General features: G+C 66.5%; 17 protein-coding genes. 4 read left to right on the top strand and 13 right to left on the bottom strand.

The window, feature by feature from the left end; genetic code table 11:
* Positions 1–5: 5 nt before the first annotated feature.
* From AB4Z10_RS04570 to AB4Z10_RS04510, 13 genes are all read right to left on the bottom strand, one after another.
* Positions 6–866, bottom strand: a complete 861-nt coding sequence (locus AB4Z10_RS04570; RefSeq protein ID WP_441469195.1) for a glycosyltransferase family 2 protein — start codon at positions 864–866, stop codon at positions 6–8.
* 16 nt (positions 867–882) lie between these two features.
* A complete protein-coding gene (locus tag AB4Z10_RS04565; protein WP_441469194.1) occupies positions 883–2346 on the bottom strand; it encodes a polysaccharide pyruvyl transferase family protein in 1464 nt (487 codons plus the stop codon).
* Positions 2343–3527: a hypothetical protein gene (locus tag AB4Z10_RS04560; protein WP_441469193.1), complete on the bottom strand. Its 1185-nt coding sequence runs from the start codon at positions 3525–3527 to the stop codon at positions 2343–2345. The genes AB4Z10_RS04565 and AB4Z10_RS04560 overlap by 4 nt, the downstream gene beginning before the upstream one ends.
* Positions 3524–4705 carry a polysaccharide pyruvyl transferase family protein gene (locus tag AB4Z10_RS04555; protein ID WP_441469192.1) on the bottom strand — a complete coding sequence of 394 codons (1182 nt, stop codon included), beginning with the start codon at positions 4703–4705 and terminating at the stop codon, positions 3524–3526. Before AB4Z10_RS04555 ends, AB4Z10_RS04560 begins: the two co-directional genes overlap by 4 nt.
* Positions 4706–4736: 31 nt before the next feature.
* Complete coding sequence (locus tag AB4Z10_RS04550) at positions 4737–6041, bottom strand: glycosyltransferase family 4 protein (RefSeq protein ID WP_441469191.1); 1305 nt, start codon at positions 6039–6041, stop codon at positions 4737–4739.
* 2 nt (positions 6042–6043) lie between these two features.
* Positions 6044–8230 (bottom strand): glycosyltransferase family 2 protein, encoded by a 2187-nt coding sequence (locus tag AB4Z10_RS04545; RefSeq protein WP_441469190.1) that lies wholly within the window; start codon positions 8228–8230, stop codon positions 6044–6046.
* Between the two features lie 4 nt (positions 8231–8234).
* Positions 8235–8987 (bottom strand): hypothetical protein, encoded by a 753-nt coding sequence (locus AB4Z10_RS04540; RefSeq protein ID WP_441469189.1) that lies wholly within the window; start codon positions 8985–8987, stop codon positions 8235–8237.
* Positions 8984–10231, bottom strand: a complete 1248-nt coding sequence (locus AB4Z10_RS04535) for a glycosyltransferase family 4 protein (protein WP_441469188.1) — start codon at positions 10229–10231, stop codon at positions 8984–8986. The genes AB4Z10_RS04540 and AB4Z10_RS04535 overlap by 4 nt, the downstream gene beginning before the upstream one ends.
* Complete coding sequence (locus tag AB4Z10_RS04530; RefSeq protein ID WP_441469187.1) at positions 10228–11061, bottom strand: class I SAM-dependent methyltransferase; 834 nt, start codon at positions 11059–11061, stop codon at positions 10228–10230. The genes AB4Z10_RS04535 and AB4Z10_RS04530 overlap by 4 nt, the downstream gene beginning before the upstream one ends.
* On the bottom strand, positions 11058–13349 hold the full coding sequence (locus tag AB4Z10_RS04525) for a glycosyltransferase (RefSeq protein ID WP_441469186.1): 2292 nt from the start codon (positions 13347–13349) through the stop codon (positions 11058–11060). Before AB4Z10_RS04525 ends, AB4Z10_RS04530 begins: the two co-directional genes overlap by 4 nt.
* Before the next feature lie 116 nt (positions 13350–13465).
* Positions 13466–14260 carry a calcium-binding protein gene (locus tag AB4Z10_RS04520; protein ID WP_441469185.1) on the bottom strand — a complete coding sequence of 265 codons (795 nt, stop codon included), beginning with the start codon at positions 14258–14260 and terminating at the stop codon, positions 13466–13468.
* A 290-nt stretch (positions 14261–14550) separates the two neighbouring features.
* Positions 14551–15906 (bottom strand): HlyD family type I secretion periplasmic adaptor subunit, encoded by a 1356-nt coding sequence (locus AB4Z10_RS04515; protein WP_441469184.1) that lies wholly within the window; start codon positions 15904–15906, stop codon positions 14551–14553.
* Positions 15903–17648 carry a type I secretion system permease/ATPase gene (locus AB4Z10_RS04510; RefSeq protein ID WP_441469183.1) on the bottom strand — a complete coding sequence of 582 codons (1746 nt, stop codon included), beginning with the start codon at positions 17646–17648 and terminating at the stop codon, positions 15903–15905. Before AB4Z10_RS04510 ends, AB4Z10_RS04515 begins: the two co-directional genes overlap by 4 nt.
* Positions 17649–17972: 324 nt before the next feature.
* Between AB4Z10_RS04510 and AB4Z10_RS04505 the strand changes: the two genes are divergently transcribed.
* From AB4Z10_RS04505 to AB4Z10_RS04490, 4 genes are all read left to right on the top strand, one after another.
* Complete coding sequence (locus tag AB4Z10_RS04505) at positions 17973–18587, top strand: MarR family transcriptional regulator (protein WP_441469182.1); 615 nt, start codon at positions 17973–17975, stop codon at positions 18585–18587.
* The gene (locus AB4Z10_RS04500) at positions 18536–19729 is read left to right on the top strand and encodes a glycosyltransferase (RefSeq protein ID WP_441469181.1); all 1194 of its coding nucleotides are present in this window, start codon (positions 18536–18538) and stop codon (positions 19727–19729) included. Before AB4Z10_RS04505 ends, AB4Z10_RS04500 begins: the two co-directional genes overlap by 52 nt.
* A 92-nt stretch (positions 19730–19821) precedes the next feature.
* Positions 19822–20727, top strand: coding sequence for a LysR family transcriptional regulator (locus AB4Z10_RS04495; protein WP_441469180.1), 906 nt, complete (start codon positions 19822–19824; stop codon positions 20725–20727).
* Positions 20728–20827: 100 nt separating this feature from the next.
* Positions 20828–21664, top strand: a complete 837-nt coding sequence (locus tag AB4Z10_RS04490; protein ID WP_441469179.1) for an NAD(P)-dependent oxidoreductase — start codon at positions 20828–20830, stop codon at positions 21662–21664.
* Positions 21665–21666: the final 2 nt, after the last annotated feature.

Genomic DNA, 21666 nt, shown 5'->3' with positions numbered 1-21666 from the left:
ACCGCTCAGAATAATCCGCGGAAGCTGTCGGGCAGACGCCAGGCTTCCGTGCCGGCGATATTGAGCGGTGCCACATACATGGTGCCGACCTCGCCGCCGCGCTCCGAGCGCTTGATGCCTTCGATGAAGCTCTGGCAGTAGCGCTCGATCGCGTCGTCATCCCAGTCGCGGCGCTCGAGCCGGTCGAAGCTGCAATAGAGGTTGAGCAGGTCGAGGTCGCTGCTGCGCTGGTGATGGCCCTGGTCGACCTGGGTGAAGTCGAGCCCGCGCGTCAGCGATTGCCGGTACACGCGCTCGCCCAGATCGGCGTATTTGAGGTGAAACAGATAGGCGCCGGGAAAATGCGGCGGCTGATTGGCGTGGTGAAAGCCACCGCCCCAGCGGATGGGCTTGCGAACGATCAACGTCTTGCACATCGGCGAGACGAAGCGGACATGGCCGCGCTGGCGCAGGATCGGCCCGTCGAGGAGCGCCGCGTTCTCCCCCTGCAGCATCGGCGTCACATTGAAGCCGATGCAGGTCGCGTACTCGAAATCGGTGGCGTCCAGCCAGGCGCCGAAGCTCTCGAAACGGCGGGGGTCGTGGCTGACGAACTCGTCGCAATCGCAATAGATCACCGTCTCGTAGAGCTCGAGCAGCGCGCCGACGAATTTCGAGACGAAGCGCGCGCGCTCCTGATCGTCCAGCGCCGAGCGGGGATAGCGGACGATGCTGACGCCCTGCAGGGTCTCGCGTATCTCCGCGTCGCTGTCATGGTCGATCACATAGAGATTCTCGCGGCCGACGAGCCCGGAATAATAGTCGATCCAGCGCGAGACGTAGAACGCCTCGTTGTACTGCATCGTCACCACGGCGACCTTCTTCATTCCCCGGCTCCTCCGGTCACATCCGGTGCGGGACGCCGTTGCGATCGAGGAAAGCGCGCATCCGATCGTAGGAGGCGGCATAGGATTTGGCGAGCCCGTTCAGCGCCGCCTCGCGATAGACGGCGCGCCAGCCGCCCTCGGCCAGAGCCTGCTCGGGCACGACCGGGATCTTCAGCGTCTCCGCCAGCTCCTGGCTGCGCGTGTCGTAGGCGACGAGCACGCCGGGCACGCCATGCGCGACAGCCGGCAGCACGCCGTGCACGCGGTAGCCGACGGCGAGATCGACCCCTTGCGCGAAGCGGTCGTAATCCTCGACATCGAAGAAGGTGAACATCCTGCGCTCATAGATCTCGCGCATCCGGGCATCGTTCGGCCCGTCCCACCAGCCGGTCCTGGCGAATTCGGCGATGGCCTTTTCCTTGGCCGCCTCGTCGCGCAGGAAGAAAGCCTTCTCCTCCTGCTCGCCATGCGAGGACATCACCATCTCGCTCTGGCCGTCGACCTTGAGCAGGGCCGCGCGCTGGTTGCGCAGATAGGCTTCGGGGTCGACCGTGTAGCTCTTGTCGGCCTCGCGGCGCAGGCTGAAGGCGACCTTCCGGATCGCGCGCTGGTCCGGAACGCGGATCTGGAGCTCGCGGTTGCGGGTGCGGAAGATCGAGGGGCAGCCGACGACCTCGACATTGCCGACGCCGTTGCGGCGCAGCGTTTCGGCGCTGAAGGCGCCGCGCACGCCGATGGCAGCGCAGCGATCGGCGACGATCTGCCAGAAGCGCTTCGAGCTCTCGGGCAGATCGATTGCCCGGTTCTGGCTGGCCTGCGCACCGACGCCGATGGCGTAGACCGGCAGCTGGACCTTCTCCAGCACCTCGACGGCGCGGAACCACTCCATCTTCTCGTGGATGAAGTTGGAGCCGCGCACGAAGACGAAGTCGAACTCGCTGGCATAGCGCTCGATGTCGGCCTCGGTCGGGTTCATGATCTTCATCGGCTCGAGATGCGCATAGTCGAGCAACTTCAGCGTCGAATCGTAGACGATCATGTCGCCGATATTGAAGTAATCGGAGAGCAGCTTCTCCAGCGGCGCGCGGTACCAGCGCACCTTGTCGTGGTCGTAGACCTCGCCCGCCGGGTAGATCACCAGCGCGCGCAAAGCCTTCGTCGTGGCGACGGGGCGCAAATGCGAGCCGGGGGCGAGCGCGCCGGTCCTGGCATCGGCCACCGCGATCGAGCGCAGCCGCGTTTCGGGGAGGGCCGGCAGGGGAATGGCGATTTCCGCCACCGTCGCATCGCCGGCGACAAGGGCGCCGGGATGGATCGTGGCATAGTCCTCGCCGTCGAGCAGGAGGCGCAGGGAGGGCCAGCTTCCACCCGGTTCCCGGGCGACAAGGACGACGACCTCCCGCGTGCTGGCGCGCAGGATCTTCATGGTCTGCACGGCCTGGCTCGCAGCGAATTGCTGCGCGTGCGCATTCGCATTCATGGCGTTTCCTTCACGATGCGGACCTTGATGCGGACGAGGTCGCGCTGCGGCCCCATTTTGCAGTCCGTGACATGCATCTTGGTCATGAACAGGTAGGGCTCATCGCCCGTCGTTTCGAAATTCCGCGAGGGCGAGGCGGGGTCGGCGATGGCGCCATAGGCGTAGCGCACGCTGTCGCCGCAATCCTTGCTCCACATCGTCGGGTGCATGAGGAGCGTTTGCAGCGGCGTCCATTTGATCAGGTCCTTCGACCAGCTATAGGCGACACGTCCACCCGCGATGCCCTGTTTGGGATCGGGGCCGAGATGGAAGATGGCGAGCCATTCTCCGCTCGCCTCGTGGCGGGTGACCGAGCCCACGACCGTTGGCAGCACCTTGAGCGGCTGGCAGGGTTTGGCCTGCCTGGCATCCCCGCGATAGGGATCGACGGCGCGCACGGTGAAATCCTCGCCGTCGAAAGCACGCCATGCCTTCGCGTCGGTGATGTCGGTCGTCCGGTAGAGGCAGGTGCCTCCCTTCTGGCCCTCGCCGCCGGTCGTCGCGATCAGCGCGTACCAGGCGCCGTCCTTCTCGACGATGTTGGAGGGGTTGAAGAAGCCGCGATGACGGCCTTGCCCGGCATCCTGCCTGAAGGCCGGCGCGGCGACGACGGTCGGCGGGTCGTCGACCTTGAAGCTCTCGCCACCATCGTTCGAGCGCGCTGCCGTCACGACATTGTACCAGCAGCTCATCCCGTCCTTGAACCGGCAGGCGCCCGGGTGGCGGTCGGCGTGATACTCGTCATGCATCAGCGCGTAGACGCGGCGCCCGTCCTTGGTCCAGGTCGCGGCGATCCAGCTCATGTCGCTGAACTGGCTGGGATCGGCGCTGTTCTTCGCCTCGAACGAGATCGCACAAGTGGTCTTGATCCGGTCGAGGCCTGCGCCGATCAGCGCGCGGTTGCGATAGTGGCTGGCGAAGGCGACGACCTCGCCCTTGTCGTCGCGGAAGGCGCGCAGCGGCGCATCGGGGATATGCCATTCCTGGCAGCGCTCCTTCGACCAGTCGAAGACCGTTTCTTCCTTCGCACCCGGCGCAAGTTCTAGGCGGTAGCGTGAGCCTTCCGCGGCACCGGCGAGCGAAGCCGGCAGCAGCGCCGCAAGCAGCGGCGCCGTGCGCAGGAGGGCGCGAGCGCCCCTCATGCCACCTTCCGCTGCGGTTCCGCGGCTGTGCGACCCGCCATCTTGTTGTCGACGCGGTTCTCGACCAGGAAGTCGCGCATCTGCCCGTAGACCTGGGCGTAAGCCTCGTTGAATCGGTCGAAACGGGACTGCTCCCAGTAATCCTCCAGCCGAAAGTCCTGGCCGGAGAAGACATCGACGCTCGGGATCTTGAAGGTGTCCGCGAACTCCACGGTGCGGCTGTCATAAGTGAAGTAGATCGAGGGCGTGCCGTTGGCGAGCGCCATCAGATTGCCGTGCAGCCGGTAGCCGAGGACGAGATCGAGCCCGCGCACCAGCCGCTCATATTCCGCGACGACATCGGAATAGAACATGCGGCTCTGGTAAAGGCTCGAGACCTGCTCATCGATGTACCAGTCGCGCGCCCAGGCGTTGTCGCGCAGCGACGCCATGGCTTGCGCCTTCTGCTCGGGCGTGCCGAGTGCGAGCTTCTTCTCCTCGACCTCGCCCTGCGACATCAGCGTGACCTCGAAACGATCAGCCATCGCCTTCACCAGATCGCGGTGGAAGGTGAGGTAGCGCTTGATGTCCTGCGCATAGGTCTTCGAGACCTCGCGCCGCAGCGTGACGCCGACCTTCTTGACCTGGTCGAGCGCGGGCAGGCGAATGGCGAGATCGGGGTTGTTGTTTCGGAACGCGGTCGGGCAGCCGATGATCCGGACGTTGTGGATGCCGAGATTGTTCAGGACCTCGGCGGAGTAAGCGCCGCGCACGCCGAGCGAGGCGGTGGAGTCCGAAATGAGCTTCAGGACGGTCTTGGTGTCCTCGCTCAATTCCAGCTTGCCGCTGACCGGCGCCTGCGCGCCGATGCCGAAGGCGATGACCGGCAGCTTGAGCCGGCGCAGCACTTCGGCGGCGCGCGACCAGTTCATCTGCGCATGGATGTAGTTTGAGCCGCGCAAGAAGACGTAGTCGTACTCGGCATTGAGCCGGTCGATCCTGGCCGGATCGACATGCGCGATCGGCAGCTCGTCGAGCTTGTCGAAGTTGAGCAGCTTCAGCGAGGAATCGAAGACGAAGGCGTCGCCGATGTTGTGGTAGTGGTCGATGTGACTCTGCAGGTCGGCATAGCGATACCAGCGCACATTGTCGTGGTCGTAGACCTCTCCCGACGGGCTGATGACGAGGATGCGGGCCATGTCAGGTCTCCCCTGTTATCTCGTTATGGTTTCACGCGATCATCGCGGCCGGATCGTGCCGCTTCGGCGCCGGCTGGCTGCGTTCGGCCAGGAGGCGGCGATAGAGGTCGAGATGCGTCTGCGCACATTCGCGATGGCTCATCGGCCGCTTGATGCCCCCGCGCAGCCGGTCCCAGAGCTTGGGCTCGGTCAGCGCGCGCGTCATGCAGTCGACGAGGTCTTCCGGGCTGCCGGCGCGGAAATGCAGGCCGTCGACCTCGTCGGTGATCTTTTCGGCCATGCCGCCGAGGTTGCTCGCCAGGATCGGACGACCGTGGAAGAACGCCTCCTGGATCACGATGGGTGAGTTCTCCCACCAGACCGAGGGCATCACCACCCAGTCGACCGAGCGCATCAGGTTGGGCATCTCGTGGTTCTGGAAGGCGCCGCAGAAGCGCACGCGCCGGCCGGCACTCTCGACCAGCTTGGCGAACTTGTCCTGATATCCTTGAGGCTGGCGTTCGAGATTGCCGCCATAGATCAGCAGGATCGCATCCTCGTCCCAGACGGAATCCGGGATGCGCGTCACCGCGTCGATCAGCACATCGGCGCCCTTGTAGGGCGTCAGCTGCCCGAAATAGGCGAAGCGCGAGCGCCGCGTCTTGCCTTCGGGCAACGGCCGCGGCGGCGCGGCGGCAGCGACGTCGATGCCGTTCTCGATCACCGAGAACCGCTCCTGCGCCAGCCCCCAGCCGACATAGCGATCGGCGAGGAAGCGGCTCGGCGAAACGAAATGGTCGGCGAGGCCGAGCATACCCTTGATGAAGGTCTCGCGGGCCAGGAAGCGCGCCGGCGAGATCTCGGGGAAGCAGGCGTTGCAGTCGGTCGGCGAGGCCCGGTAGCAGAGCTTGAAGGCGCCGGTCTTCACCATCTGGCCGTGGTGGTGGCAGATGCTGAGATATTCGTGGAAGGTCACGACGATCAATGCATCCGGCAACGCGTCGCGCACTGCGAACAGGCATTCGAGCCCGAGCCCGATGAAATGGTGGAAATGCACCACGTCCGGCTTCAAATCGTTCAGGACGCGCACGAAGTCGCGCTCGATCTCCTCCGTCGCGCGGTTGGAGATGAGAAAGTGGTCGTAATCTTCGGCGTAGTAGAGCAGTTCGCCGCCGCGCTGGCGCAGACTCATCAGCGCCGTTCCGGCATGGCGCGGGGTCGGTGAACCGACGCGGGCGAGGTAATGGGAATCGACACCCTCGCCCGTCTGCAACCCCTTGTGCAGGTTGTAGGACGCCATCTCCGCCCCGCCGAGCGAGAGCGAGGGATGGCCGTGGGATATCACGAGAACCCGCATCCTCAGCCTTTCATATTGGAGATGGCGAGTGCCCAACGCCGGTCGAAGCTGGTCCGGTCCGCGAGCTGGGCGAGCGCGCCGAGATGGGGCGAGGCGATCTCGGCGTCATCGACCGCGTAGACCTCGACATCCGGCACCCAGAGAGAGGGGGAGCCCGCCATCCTGAGCTTGAGGCAGAGATCGAGACCCTTCTCCGCCGTGGTGAAGTAGTTGCGCGCGAAGCCGCCGACCTGGACGAAGGCGGCACGCGAGAGCACGCAGCATTCGCTCGCGCCGGCCGCGACCTCCATCGGACCGAGATTGCCGACCGCCTCCAGCGGATAGCCGACGAAACGATTGGCAATGCGCCGGCTGGCTCCCTCGCCCTCCAGCCAGGCGCCGGCCCAGCGGATTGAATCGTCCTCGAAGAGCAGGGTGGGGCTGGCAACGCATTGGCCGCCGCGCGCGCGATAGGCCCGTTCGAGCCGGCCGAGCCAGCCCGGCATCCGGATCTGGGCGGCGCCCGATAGCAGGGCCACCGTCTGGAAGCGGCAGGCGCGGACACCGGCCTCCAGCGCGTCGCAGGCGTCCTCGACACCTTCGACGGCGATGAGACGCACCGAGAGCCCGTAGAAGCGGGCCAGCCGGCGGGCTTCGGCACCGACGCGGTCGAAGCTCTCCGAGGGCGCAGCGAGCACGATCGGCAGCGGCCTGACCTCCGGGTCCATCGCCATCAGCGCGAAGAGCGCTGACAATTCGCGCTGGCGATGGTCGAGGCCGATGACGAGGCCGAGTTGAGCCTCCGGGTCGAACGCGCCGACATCGAGGGTCTCGACGGCACGCGGCGGCGCGATCTCCGCAGCCTGCAGGGCCGGAGCGATCTGGCGCTCGACGACGGCATTCGCCGTCGCGGAACGCGGGTCGAGCAGACCGAGGATGCGCTCGAGCGCCCGGCGCGCCTGGCCGCGATTGGGTTCGAGCGGCAGGAAGGCAGGGCCGGTGCCCTGGACCTCGAAGGCGAGGTGGAGCGGCTGGCCGGGTTCCGGCACGAGCTTGGGCGCGAAGACGATGAAGCCGTGGCTGTTGCGCCGCGAGGCGAGGGCCGGGCCGAAGCGCGGGTCCTCCATGAAGGCCGCCGTGACGTCCGGCCGCTGCACGCGGGTCCAGAGCCGGTCGACGGCGCAGGACTGGCTGCCGCTGCGCAGCGTGACCGCGTCGACCCGGCGCTCCGGATCAAAGAGCCAGCCGATGATCAGAACACCGGTGTTCTCGACAATGGTGACGGCGTCGATGCCGGCGCGGACCGGCTCTTCCAGGAGGCAGACAGTGTCGCGGCCGTCGAAGCGCTGGGAGGCGCGCCGCAGCTTGTCGGCCGTGGCCTGGGGGGCCGTGCCGCGCTGGAGCCCGTCGCGGAGATGGCCGGGAACGGTGATCGGTTCGAGCAGGACATAGCGCTCATAGACCTCGAGCGCGCGCCAGCCGTCGTTCCCGCGGAAATAGAGCCGCTCGATCTCTCCCGGCTGCTGGGCCTGGCAATCCTCGAGCAGGCCGAAGAAGCCGCGGGCGCCTTCGCCGAGATCATCCCGCTCCAAGGTTCCGGCTTCGAGATTGGCTGGGGAGAGGCCGCCATGGGCGATCAGAAGCTTGATCCGCCCGGCTGCAAAATGGGAGGTCCAACCCTGCAGGAAGATGCCGTCGCCATCGAGCGATCCCATCACCTCGACGAAGCCGCCGGGCCGCGCGACGGTTTGCAGGAGCATCGCGACCGCGCGCAGGCGGCGCGGATTGGGCGCGCCGGTCAGCAGCACTTCGAGCAGGCCGTCGACGACGCTCGGAAAGGCTTGTCCGGCGTCGTCGGCGAGTTCGGACAGGAAAACCTGAAGCGGCTGCGGCTTCGGTGCCAGGATCAGCCGAAGCGGACGACCGGGGCGGCCGATCAGGAGCGCGCCGGTGCCGCTGCTGTCGACGCTCGGGGCCGGTGCCAGGCAGAGGAAGCCGGTCGCTGCCGAAGCCTCGGCTCCGGGCCGACGCCAGCTCAGCACCATGGTCTGGGCGCGGTTGCGCGGATTGCCGTCGACCGCGACCGGGACCTTGGCCGGGATGGCGTCGCAGGTGCTGCGGACGAGGATGGCGTTCTCGCCGAGCGGCGTCCAGGCGACCGTCGGAGCCGGGGCGACCGCAGTCCTCTCGGGAACGATGACCTCACTCATCGCCTCAGCCTCCCCAGAGCGTCACGGCCAGCGTGACGAAGGACATCATCGCGGCCAGCGCCGACAGGAAGCCGAGAATGACGGTGACCTGCCGCAGCGGGGCGCGCGCTTCCTTGCGGATCGCATCGAGCCGCTCGTCGAAGCCGCGCAGCGTGCCGTCGAAGCGCAGCTGGAAGACATCGAGCTCGCCGAGACGGCGGACGATCTCGCTCTGGCTCTCCGTCTCGGCCTTGGTGGCCTCCGCCAGGGCATGATTCTCTTCGAGCCGCGCCGCGATGCGGTCGAGCTTTTCGTTCAGCTCCTTCTGGGCAAGCTGGCTGCGCCGGTTGAGCGCAATCAGCATCTCGACCTTGTCGAAGAAGCGCGCGAGCGGTACGGCGATCGCGGCTTCCGCCGCGAGCTCGTCCGCCGCCGGGAGGCGCAGCTCCAGTTCGGCGCCGGTCGCCGGCGAAACACCGACGACGGTGAGGCGGCTGCGGGCCGCGACCAGCGTCTCGTCGAGTTCCATCGAGAAGGCGTGCCTGCCGTCACCGATGCCGTTGCGGCGCAGGTCGATCCGGCTCTGATCGGCCTTGGTCTCGCCGGCGAGCTGGCCGTCGCAATAGAGCTTGACCGTGATGGCTTCGTCGGGACGGGCTTCGTCCCAGATCCAGCCATGCAGGCGGCTGCCGTCGAGGGCGTCGATCCGTCCGTTCAATTTCGCCGGGCTGATGTTCGGCAGGCGGATTTCCCTGTCCTGTTGCTGGGCTGTCGTCATGCGGCCTCCGCAAGCTTGAGGCGATCGAAGAGGGCGAGGTGGCGGCCGGCGCATTCGGCGAGCGATGGCTGGCTGGCAATGCCGTCGACGAGGCGCTGCCAGAGGCCGTATTCATCCATTGCCCGGCGCATCGCGCGGGCCAGCGCGGCCGGGTCGCCCGGCCGGACATGGAGCCCGTCGACATCGTCGCGCACCATCTCGGCCATGCCGCCGATATTGCTGACGATCAGCGGCCGGCGATGCTGGAACGCTTCCTGGATGACGAGGGGCGCATTCTCCCACCAGATCGAAGGCATCACGACCCAATCGACCTCGGCCATCAGTGCCGGCACCTCCTCGCGGCGATAAGGGCCGCAATGGGTGACGACACCTTCGGTGCCAGCGAGGGCCGCATCGAGGGCGGTGGTGAAAGCCTCGCTCTGGAACGGCGCGCCGCCATGAATGCGCAGCGAGAATTCCCGCTCCCCGGCAGCGCGCAGCAGCTGCGCCGCCTGAAGCAATGGGAGAACGCCTTTCCAGGGATTGAGATTGCCGAAGTAGCCGAAGCTCGCGCGGCGCCCGTTGCCGGGCCGGTGCGGGGCCGGCTCCTGGCTGGGGCGAGCATTGGCGATGACCTCGATCTTCTCCGCCGGCAGGCCCCACTCGACATAGCGCTGGCGCAGGAAGCGGCTCGGCGCGACGAAGCGGTCGACGGCGGCCAGATGCGTCTTGATGAAGCGCTCGCGCAGCAGGAAGCGGTCGGAGCCGATTTCGGGGAAGCAGCCATGGCAAGCGGCGGGGGAGGCGCCGGAGCAGCGCTGGCGGTCGGCGGGCCGCACCATCAACCCGTCATGATGGCAGATCGGATAGTAGTCATGCAGGGTCATCACGATCGTCGCTTCCGGCAGGAGCCGGCGCGCCAGCGTCAGGAACTCGGCGCCGATCAGCACGAGATGATGGACATGGATCACATCCGGCCGGAACTCGCCGAGCAGCGTCGCAAGGTCCTGCAGCGTGCCGTAGTGATCGATCTGGCTCATGTGGAACCGGTCGAAATGGCCGCTCCAGAGCACCGCGTCGTCGCCGACCGATTGCAGTGCCGTCCCGGGATGCGGCTGGCGATGGATCGCGTTGGTCGCGCCGAGGAACAGCACCTCGCAACCTTGCTCGCGATAGGCGCCGGCGAGATCATGCGCGAAGATCTCGGTGCCGCCCGGATGCAGCGAGGGATGGTTGTGCGCGACGACGAGGATGCGGCGGGTCATGTCCGACCCCGCGGCTTCGTCGCGATCAGGACGTCCTGATAGTGCGCCGCGCTGATGCCGCGCCAATGGCCCGGACGCAGCGCCGAGACTTCGAGACCAGCCTGCGCCGCCTGCTCGATGAGAAAATGCGGATCGATGCCGGCGGCGGCGAGCGGCGCCTCGTCGATGGCGTACCAGCCCGGACCATCCTGCCAGCGCTTGAACGACAGGCGTTCCTGGCCGGTGGCGGTGCCGTCGATCGCAAAGGCGGTCAGGAAAAGACGGCCGCCCGGCGCGAGAAGCCGCGAAGCCTCCTGCAGATAGACGACGAGCTCGTCGGGCGGCAGATGCGTGGCGACGGAGATCATCGTCAAGAAATCGAAGCTGCCATTGGCGAAGCCGAAGCGGACCTCGATGCCGGGCAGCGAGCCCCGCGGATTGTAGAGCGGATGGGCGATGTCGAGGCGCTGGAAGCGGAAACGCGGATAGGCCGGGGTGATCGTCTGAGCGCACCAGAGGATGCCCTCCATCACCGGATCGACGCCGTCGTAGCTGCCGCGTTCGGAGTCCAGATATTGCGTCAGCGGAATGGCCATGCGGCCGATGCCGCAGCCGATGTCGAAGACGCGCTCGTGCGGCTTCAAGCCGCCGATCCGGATGAAGTGGCCGAGGAACTCGGCGCCGATCGCGCGGTAGTCGCCATCGCCGACGAAGATCGAGTCCGGCGGCGGGTGCGGCATGAACCGGTTGGTCTGCAGCGAAGCCAGCAGCCAGTCGAGCTGTGGCTCTATGGGGGTGTCCCCGGACGCCGGCTCAGGCGCGATCTGTCTCAGGGCTGTGATAGCCGTCATGCCGCGGTCGCTCTCCTGAAGCCGAAGCGGGGAACAAGGTCGGGCTCGCTCGGAGCGGGCCCTTGCAGCGCGGGCTCCGCCGCCGAGGTCTCGAAGGCCTGCATCAGCGCATCGATCTGCGCGTCCCAACGCCGGGTCTGGAGCCAGGCGTTGTGCTGGGAGGCGGCGCCGCGCGTGTAGTCGGAGCTTTTGGAAATCGACTGACGCTCGAGGTGATAGAGCGCCGTATCCGGCGCATAGAGGATGCCGAAGCCGGCGCGCCGGACCTTGAGGCAGAGGTCGCTGTCCTCGTAGTCGCCGATGACATAGCTCTCGTCGAAGCCGCCGAGTTCGTCGAAGAGCTCGCGCGCGATGACGATGCAGGCGCCGGTAACGCCGGGCACGGGGCGCTCGATATTGGCCGGAGCATAGCTACCCGGCATGCCCTTGAAGTAATGGTGGTTGAGCCATGTGCCTTTGCTGTCGCGCTTGAAGTAAAGCCCGGCATGCTGCAGCGAGCCATCATCGTAGAGCAGCTTCGGCCCGACCGCTCCGACCCTGCGGCGGCGGTCGAGCTTGGCGATCAGCGCCGCCAGCCAGCCGTTTCTGCTGGGGATCACGTCGGAATTGACGAGCGCGAGCGCCTCGCCGCGCCCCTGGCGTACACCGGCATTGCAGGCGGCGGAAAAGCCGCCATTGCGCCGCATCGCGACGAGCCGCATCGGCAGGCCGTAGGCGAGGTGAAGCCCGCCGAGCAGATGCGCGACCTCCGCCTCGTGCTCGGGCGAGTCGAGCACATAGATCAGCTCGGCATTCTCGACGAACCAGGGATCACCGGCGAAGGCGGCGACCTGTACGCGCAGGAAATCGTAGACGCGATAGAGCGGGATCACCACGGAGGCCTTCGGGCGGGCCCAAGGCTGTCCGAATTCCCTGACCGTCGGTTCCGGGCGGCTTTCGCTCAATTCGTCCTGACAGGCGGCGAGGATCGGTGCGAGCGTCCCCTCCAGCATCGCGGCCGTCAGATATTGCGGCGGGATCGCCGCGAGGGCCCGGGCGCGGATCGTTGCCGCGTCGGCCGGCTGCACTGCCGGGCGCAGCGTCAGCGTCGTCCCGGATTTCAGCTTGATCTCGCAGCGCGGCTGCAGCACCGGCGCTCCGCCGGCATAGTCGGAGGCGAAGGCGGCGAAGCCCGTCGCAGTGCGCGTTTCGCCTTCCGCGCCGGTCGGCAGCCGCACGGGGAAGCGCTGGAGGCGTGAGAGCATGGCGATCGGCTCGCCGGCGCCGCGATGCAACAGCACCTCCTGCAGGAGGTCGTCGGGATCGCGCAGCCAACCGCCGATCAGCAGGCCGGCGCGGTTGCAGACCGCGAGGTCGAGCTCGGCGGCGGGCAGGTCATCGTTCCGGCGGACATGCTGGACGGCGAGCGGAACGCGCCGCTGCATTTCGACGGCCAGCAGCCGCCCCTGCTCGGACAGGCCGGCAAGCTGTTCGACGACCCAGTTGCGCAGGCCGTCGCGGCTCGCCGCCTTCCCGGCCCACCAGCGGCCAAGCGAGGGCGCGGCCTGCCGGCCGGGCAGAGCGCGGACGATCAGGGAGCGCTCGCTCTGCAGGATCAGCAATCCGCCGCCACGAACGGGCGGCTCCTCCAGCACGAGGTGCAGCTCGCGCTTGCCGCTGCGATCGGCGGCGCCGACGCGCGATTTCAGATCCAGGCGGGTGAGGCCGGCACCGTCGAGGCGAGACGCCGTGCGCAACGCGCCGAAATCTGCAGGCACGAAGGTCTCGACGAGCCATTGGCCTTCGACCAGCGCCGCAGTGGGCTGCATCGCGGCCGGCTTTGCGAACAAGGTCAGCAGGAGCTGGCGCAGAAAGGACAGGTAGTTGGGAATTGAGGAGAGGCCGAACAGCGGCGGCCAGGCGCGCACCAGCGCATTGGCCAGAGTCAGCCGGGCTTGCGGCGCAAGATCCTTCAGGATCTCGGCGGGATCGGCGAGGCCATGGACGAGTGCGGGGTCGAATGAAGCGGTTACGTCACCCTGCGGACCCTGATCAGAAAGGGTCGCGACGATGCTGTCGTGCCCGGAGGAACGGAAGGCGATTGCAAGCCGCTCGCGCCCGTCACGCAATCCGAGCGAAATCGATGCGGCTGCGAGGCGTCTGCCTCCTCCGGTCAGGGCGATCGACGGCTTGCCGAAGGGCGAAGCCTCGAGCGTCCAGCAAAGCAGGAAGATCGAGCCGCCGAGGCGATGGAGTTCGAGCTGGGCCGGGGGTGTCACCGCAACAGGGGCGGGCGCAAGTGAAAGCATGGAGGCGTTCCTGCGGCACGGGGGAGCCCGGAGCGCCCCGCAAAGGGCGCTCCGGGACGTTGTTGAGGCGTGCTGTCCCGCCCGACCACGGCCGGCGGGACAGCGCGTCAGGGCGATCAGGCGACCGAGAAGTAGGAGTGCGGATCGGCCTGCACGTCCTCGGCGTGGACGCCGACGAGGGTCAGGGTGTCGCCATTGCCGAGATCGATGACGGTGTTGCCGCCGACCGTGGTGGCGCGCGCCGCCACGTCCTCGGCCGAAGCCACGCCGGTGCCATTGATGTCGTGCGCGATCTGCAGCATGTCCGAGCCGGCCTCGAAATCGAGGACGACGTCGTTGCCGCCGCCGCCGGCGAAGACGAAGACGTCGCTGCCGGCGCCGCCGTGCAGAACGTCGTTGCCGGCGCCGCCGAACAGCATGTCGTCACCGGCGCCGCCCTGCAGGATGTCGTCGCCGGCGCCGCCATAGAGGATATCGGCGCCATCGCCGCCCTGCAGGATGTCGTTGCCGGCACCACCCTGAAGGATGTCGTCGCCCGGCCCACCTTGCAGCAGGTCGTTGCCCTCGCCGCCGATCAGCACATCGTCGCCGGCATTGCCGCGCAGGATGTCGTCGCCGGCGCCGCCGATCAGCGTGTCGTTGCCCTCGCCGCCGAAGAGGGCGTCGTTGCCCTCATCGCCGGAGAGGATGTCGTCGCCGAGCCCGCCGAAGAGGATGTCGTCGCCCTCGCCGCCGAACAGGGCGTCGTTGCCGCCGTCGCCATAGAGCAGATCATTGCCTTCCTCGCCGAAGATCGAGTCGACCTGATCGCCGCCATGCACGATATCGTGGCCGGCACCGGCCAAGATAACGTCGCTGAACCGACTCCCAATCAAAAAGTCGTCGAATGCACTTCCTTCGATCGTCGCCATACGGCACCTCCATAGCGATCTGGTGATCCCGGTCGTTCGGCGGTGGCGCCGCGGAACTGAAAGTCCAGGAACGGTTCCGACAGCTCCGCATAGTCATGCTGTCGCTCGACAATCTAAGGATTACTCAATGAGTGCGTTGCAGCAAGACATTTGTTGTGACGATTTTGCGATGCAGCGCAGTTTATATTCTAATTTACGGAGATAATTCTTTCGAGTGTGCCGTAAATATACTTCCAAAATCGAAATACATGCCGAGCCGTGGCTTGCCGGCGGCAGCCGCGGCGGGCGGGTCAGTCTTCGCGGAAGGCGCGGTTGAAGCTGTCGGTGAACGGCGACACCAGATAGTCGATCGCCCGGCGCGCGCCATTGACGATCATGACCTCGGCGTTCATGCCGGCGTGCAGCGAAACCTTGTAGTCGCGCAGGCTTTCCTGATCGATTTCGGCGCGCACGACGAAGTAGGACGCGCCGGTCTTCTCATCGATGAGCTGATCCGGCGCGACATAGGTCACCTTCGCCTGTATCGGCGGCAGCAGACGGGAGTTGAAGGCGGTCAGGCGCACGCGGGTGTTGGCGCCGACGCGGACCGCATCAATGTCGCGCGGATCGACCTTCGCTTCCACGATCAGCGGTTCGCGCTCCGGCACGATGTCGAGGATCGCCTCGCCGGCGGCGATCACGCTGCCAGCGGTGCGCATCCGGATGTTGGCGACGATGCCCTCTTGCGGGGAGGTCACGACCAGCCGGCGCAGCACATCCTCGGCCTGCACGATGCGTTCGGTGACCTCGGAGAGCATGAGTTGGGATTCCTGGATCTCCCGCGCGATGTCGTTCTGCCGTTCCAGGCTGATCGAGAGGATTTCCAGATTGGCGCCGGCCACAGCCTGCTCGGCCTTGGCCTTGCGGGCGGCGAACTCGCCCGCCCGGCCAACGAGTTCGCTCTGCTTGGTCTGCAGTTCGACGAGCTGGCCGCGCTTGGCGTAGCGCTTTTCGTAGAGGTCGGCCATGATCCGGACCTCTTCGTCGATGAGCGAGCGCTGCTGAATGGTGGCGTCGATCTGGGCCTTCAGCGCGTCGGCTTCGGCCTGATGCTGTTCGATGACGCGCTGCTGGATATGGGTCTTGCCGTCCTGGACCTGGCCGCGTGACTTGAAGAACGTCTGCTCGGCCCGCAGGACTTCGCGTGCGATCGGCGTTTCCATGCGCGCGATATCGGCGGGGAAGGCGATATCGGTCGCATTCGTCTGTTCGGCGCGCAGGCGGGCGAGCTTTGCTTCCAGTCCGATGCGCTTGGCCTGCAATTGCTGCAATTCGGCGCGGGCGCGGGCGTCTTCGAGCCGCAGCAGCGGTTCGTCCTTGGCGACGCGCTCACCTTCCGCCTTCAGCAGCGTCTTCAGGATGCCGCCCTCGAGGTGGCTGACGGTCTTGCGCTTGCTGTCGACCGCGACGACGCCATTCGCGACGGCGGCGTTGTCGAGCCGCGCGGTGACCGCCCATGCGCCGAATCCGCCGAAGCCGACGCCGATTGCGGCCGCGCCGGCGAGAACCAGGCTGCGCAGGCTCGGGACGCGCTCATCCTGCGGCTCCGCATCGATCTGCGCGACCAGGGGCTGTTCAGGGCGTTTGATCAGGGAACGTCCGGTCATGCCTTCACCTCACGGATCGGGGCGGGTGCGTTGGCGGGAGGCTCCATGTCGATCCGCCCACCTGGCGTGATCATGCCGGCGATGGCCGCGCGTGGGCCGAATTGCTGCACGCGGCCCTCGCGCAGCACGAGGAGCTTGTCGACGACCTGCATCACCGATGGACGATGCGCGATCAGCACGACGATGGCGCCGCCTTCGCGCGCCGCGGCGATGGCGCGGATCAGGCTCTGCTCGCCTTCGGCGTCGAGATTGGCGTTGGGCTCGTCGAGCACGATCAGCCGCGGCGAGCCGTAGAGCGCGCGCGCCAGGCCGATGCGCTGGCGCTGGCCGCCCGAGAGAGTGAAGCCGGTATCGGCGACGTTGGTGTCGTAGCCGAGCGGCAGGCGGCCGATCAGCTCGTGAACCCCGGCGATTCGCGCGGCTTCCAGAATGGCGTGGGGGTCGGGCTCGCGCATGCGGGCGATGTTTTCGGCGATCGTGCCGTTCAGCAGCGAGACCGATTGCGGGAGGTAGCCGACCATCGCGCCGAAGGAGCCGCGCTCCCACAGAAAGGTGCTGTGCCCGTCCAGATAGACGCCGCCGACATTGGGCTTGAGCACGCCGACCAGCAGCCGCGCCAGCGTCGACTTGCCGGCTCCGGAAGGGCCGACCACGCCGAGCACCTCGCCCGGTTCAAGCGTGAAGGAGACGCTCTTGATCACGGTCTGCTCCGAGCCCGGCGGCGCGAAGACGACGCGATCGACCACGAGGTCGCCCTGGCAGGGCGGGGTCGGCACCGTCTGCCGCTGCGAGCTGCGCGCCAGAACAAGGTCGCGCACGCGCTTCCAGGCCGCGGCCGCCAAAACCCATTGCCGCCAGTCGGTGATCATCGAATCAAACGGCGCCAGCAGCCGGCCGCTCAGGATGCTCGCGGCCATCAGCGTTCCGGCGGTGACCTCGTTGCGGATGATGAGGGTTGCGCCGGTTGCATAGACGGCAAGCTGCATGGTCATGCGCGAGGAGCGCGTCACGGCAGCGATGAACTTGGCGCGCCGGGTGCCCATGTCGAGCTGCTCGATCATCGCCAGCTGCTGGCCGCGCCAGCGCCTGGAAAGCGCGGGCAGCATGCCCATGGCCTCGATCGTCTCGGCATGACGCAGGCTCGCGCCGACTTCGTTGATGCTGGCGACCCCCGCCTCGTTCGCCTCCTTGAGAATCCGGCGGGTGAGCATGTCGGAGAGCACGCCGAGCAGCAGCAGGATGATCAGCGAGGCCAGGCCGACCAGCCCGTAGATCGGATGCAATGCGAAAAGGACTGCGAGGAAGATCGGCGACCAGGCCGCTTCCAGCGGGGTGGCGATCGCCGAGCTCGCGATGAAGAAGCGGATATCGTTCAGGTCGCGAATCGCCTGCGTCGCCTGTCCCGAACCCTGCTCCAGAGACGAGCTCACGGCAGCCTGCAGCGCCGGCAGATTGAGCCGGCGCGCAAAAATGCTGGCCATGGTCTGGAATGTCAGGGAGCGGATGAACTCGACCGTGCCGTACAGCGTCAGAGCTCCGATGGCGATGATCAGGAGCATCGTGAGCGTGTCGTAGCTGTGGCTGACGATGACGCGGTCCTGCACCTGCATCATGAACAGCGGAACGGTCAGCAGCAGCAGGTTCACGCAGAGGCTGAGGAACGCCGCATAGCCGAGGCCGCCAACGAAGGATCGCTGGAGATTTCGGATCAGGACGTCAGGTGCCAGCATCGCGGCCTTCATGCACGACTCCAGGATTGTGGTTGGGGTGCGGGGTGTGGCGGCGAGACCGTCAAACACGCGCCCGCTTTCAGCAAGGCAAACGTGATACGGAGCGGGTGTCAAGATTATGACAGATTAGAAAGGTAGTCCATCGATTCGAAAGAAAGAAAATGAGGCAAAACTATGCAAAACTTTGAATTTCGAATTAGTTTCCGACCATCTCTGGATTGATGCAATCTTAATTATTAGCCAAGGAATATGGCATGTGCTTTGCCTATAGGCTCTTAGTAGAGAAAGGGGACAAAAGGGGTGGATTGTTCATTTTTCGATCAGGCGGAGTAAGGGATGCACTTTAAATTGCATAGCGGCGGGCAATTCCTAGGCAGTTCCTTGAATGGCCATCATCGGGCGGATGGGTCCGATGACCTCGAAGAAGAGCGGGATCGCGGAATTTCTCCGTTCGATCTGGCTCGCGTTATCGAACGTGTCAGCCGGCGCTTTCTGGATTACCTGCGCCTGGAGCTGAACAAGCTGGGCATCGACGACATCTCGCCATCGCAGGTGATGGTCCTGATGACGATCGGGCACGGCGAGATCGCGGTCCGCGATCTCCTGGACCGTGGGCATTACGGAGGGTCCAACGCGTCCTACAATCTCAAGCAACTGGTGGAGAGTGGCTATCTCGACCGCGGTGCGTCGCCTCGTGATCGTCGGCAGGCGCGAATCTCGCTCTCGTTGAAGGGGCAGATGCTGTGCGAGCGTCTGCGGCTTCTCGACGAAGCCAGCCAGTTCGGCCAGCGGCTCGAAAGCAACCGCGACACCGACCTGCGCACCACCCACGAAACCCTGCGCCATCTCGAACAATGGTGGAATGACGCGCTCCGCTACGGCGGCGTGCTCCTCGCATCATGCATGTCCTATTCGTTCATCGCGCAGGATCTGGTCAGTTCGCTGCTCTGATCGCGAGCCTCGTCGCCCAGGGCGTCGAGGTCTCGCTGATCACGGAGCGTCCTGGGCAGGAGCAACCCGGCGTCAGTCAGCTGGTCTATTCGGTGGAGGAGACGTCGACGCGGCATCCCGCGCTCGCCGCCACCGAATATCACCTGCGGACGGGCGAGGCGGTTGCCCGGCTGATGGAGCGGCTGAAGAGCACTGACCCACCCGATGTCGTCCTCGGACACATCGGGTGGGGCGGGCTGCTGTTCGCGCGCGACACGCTGCCCGATGCCGCGCTGATCGGCTATTGCGAGTACTATTATCGCAGCACGGGGTCCGACCTGGATTTCGGCATGAGCGATCCGGTTCCCGCTGCCGACCGCTATCGCGTGCGCATGCGCAACGCCGCACAGCTTCTCGCTCTCGACACGCTGGATGCCGCCTATGCGCCGACGCAGTGGCAGCGCCAGCAATATCCGGCGGCCTACCGCAAGCGAATCGCCGTCTGTCATGACGGCATCGACACCACCTTCTGCAGGTCCGACGCGGAAGCGTCCTTCGTGCTGCCCGATGGCCGCGTGCTGGTGCCTGGCTCGCCGGTGGTCACCTTCGTCGCCCGCGACCTCGACCCCTATCGCGGCTATCCCCAGTTCATGCGCGCCGCGGCCATCCTGGCCGCCCGCCATCCGGACCTCATCTTCGTCGTGATCGGCGGCGACGGCGCCGGCTATGGACGCCCGCGTTCCGATGACAACAGCTGGCGTGAGGCGATGTGCGCCGAGACCGGGCTCGGCGAACGCATCGTCCACATCCCCTGGCTGTCCTATGAGAAACTGATTCGGCTGTTTCAGGTCTCGGCCGCGCATGTCTATCTCACCGTTCCCTTCGTTCTGTCCTGGTCGCTGCTCGAGGCGATGGCCTGTGGCTGCCTCGTCATCGGCTCGGATACGGAGCCGGTGAAGGAGGTCATCCGCGACGGAAGCAATGGCCTGCTCGCGCCGTTCCATGAGGAAGCGCTCTTGGCGGAACGCATCGCGGAAGCGCTGGCACAGCCCGCATTGGCTCGTTCGCTGAGGCGGGCCGCCCGCGAGACGGTGATTGCCAGCTACGAGCGGGAGCGCTGCATCGACCGGCAGATCGGCTGGATTCGTCAGTTTGGCGAATAGGGCTGCGGGAGGTTTGTCAGCCGCGCGGTTGCTGATACCGGTGACGGATCGCTTTCCGTCGGCGGCTGCCATCGCGAGGACCAGGCAATCCCATGCGCGTGGATGTTCTAGGGCTTCAGGCGTTCATCAGCATCGCGGAGCGCGGCAGCTTCCGCGCCGCCGCCTCCCATCTCAACCTGTCGCAGACCGCGCTCAGCCACCGCATCCGCAAGCTCGAGGAATCGCTGGGCACGCCGCTGTTCCTGCGCACCACGCGTCAGGTCTCGCTGACGGCGGCAGGCACGGCACTGCTCCCGCGCGCTCGCCGAATCTTCGAGGATCTGGGATCGGCGCTCGACGAGGTCAGGGTCGATGTCCGGGAGGGCGACGAGCAGGTCTCGGTCGGCTGCCTGCCGACGGTCGCCGTCCATTGCATGCCCTCGGTGATCGCGACCTTCGCCAAGCGCCATCCCGGCGTCGGGGTGAGGGTCCACGACAACTCGGCTTCGGAGATCGCAGACAAGGTGCAGTCCGGCGAGGCGGAGTTTGGCGTCACCATTGTTGCGGCGAATCGCTGGGACCTGGAGCTGAAGCCAGTGGTGAAGGAGCCCTTCGTGCTGGTCAGCCATCGCAGCATGCCGCTCGCCCAGGCGTCGTCGCTGACTTGGGCCCAGTTGCAGGGCGAGCCGCTCGTGCGCATCAGCGCCGAAACCGGGAACCGCATCCTGATCGACGATGCGCTGGGCGCGCGGCGCGAAAGCCTGACCTGGCGCTACGAGGTCCAGCGGGTCGTCACTGCGGTCAGTCTGGTGCGTTCCTGCATCGGCTATGCGGTGGTGCCGCAGCTGGCACTCGATGTGCTCGATGCCGGAGAGCTGGTCGCGGTGCCGCTGCGCGCGCCGGCGGTGACGCGCACGCTCGGCATCATCACCCGCAAGACCGTGCCGCTGCGCCCGGCGGCGCGCGATCTTCTGTCCCTGCTAAGCCAGGCCTTGAAGCGCTCGGTCTCGCCGCGGTGAGATGAATGAAACTAATCAATCGCTGCATTCTTATCATTTGATGAAGCAATGAGCCTGCTCCACCTTTGCTGCGGGAAGAAACGCACAAGGAGTGGCGACGATGGCTGGTTCGGCACCGGCGGCGATCGCATTCATCGGATTCGGTGAGGTCGGGCAAACCTTCTCGCGCGGCCTCCTGGCCAATGGCGCGGCCGGAATTCGCACCTACGACCTGCTTTTCGGCAGGGCTGCCGGGCAGCGGCTTGAGGATGCGGCGCGGCAGATCGGCGTGAGCTGCGGCGTGTCGGCGGCTGAAGCCTGCTCGCAGGCATCCTTCATCTTTTCGGCGGTGACGGCCGACCGCGCCGAGGCCGTGGCTGCCGAGGCAGCGAGCTGGCTGAGACCCGGTCAGGTTTTCGTCGACGTGAATTCGGCCGCGCCTTCGACCAAGCAGCGGGCCGCGAAGGCAGTCGAGGCCAGCGGCGCCGATTATGTCGAGGCCGCGGTGATGGCGCCGGTGCTGAAGCCCGGCCTCAAGGTCGCGATCCTCGCCGGCGGTCCGAAGGCCGAGGTCGTGGCCGAGACGCTGAATGGGCTGGGCATGAACCTGACGCCGGTTTCCGAGACGTTCGGCCGTGCATCGGCGATGAAGCTCTGCCGCAGCATCGTCATCAAGGGGCTGGAGGCGTTGATGGTCGATTGCGCCGCTGCCTGCGAGGCCTGGGACGTCAAGGATCCGGTCTTCGCCAGCCTGCACGCGACGTTTCCGTCGATCGATTTCTATGCGCTGGCCGCCGATATGCGCGAGCGTGTCGCGACCCATGGCATCCGCCGGGCGGCGGAGATGCGCGAGGCGGCTGAGATGCTCGCTGCCGCCGGTCTGGAGCCCGGCCTCGCCAACGCCGTTGCCGACGCCCAGCAACGCGGTGCACGCGCAAACTTCGCAGCAGGAGCGTGAGG

The organism is Allobosea sp. RAF48, from assembly GCF_052114025.1.
Classification (GTDB): Bacteria; Pseudomonadota; Alphaproteobacteria; order Rhizobiales; family Beijerinckiaceae; genus Allobosea.
This window is presented reverse-complemented; position numbering and strand designations above follow the sequence as displayed.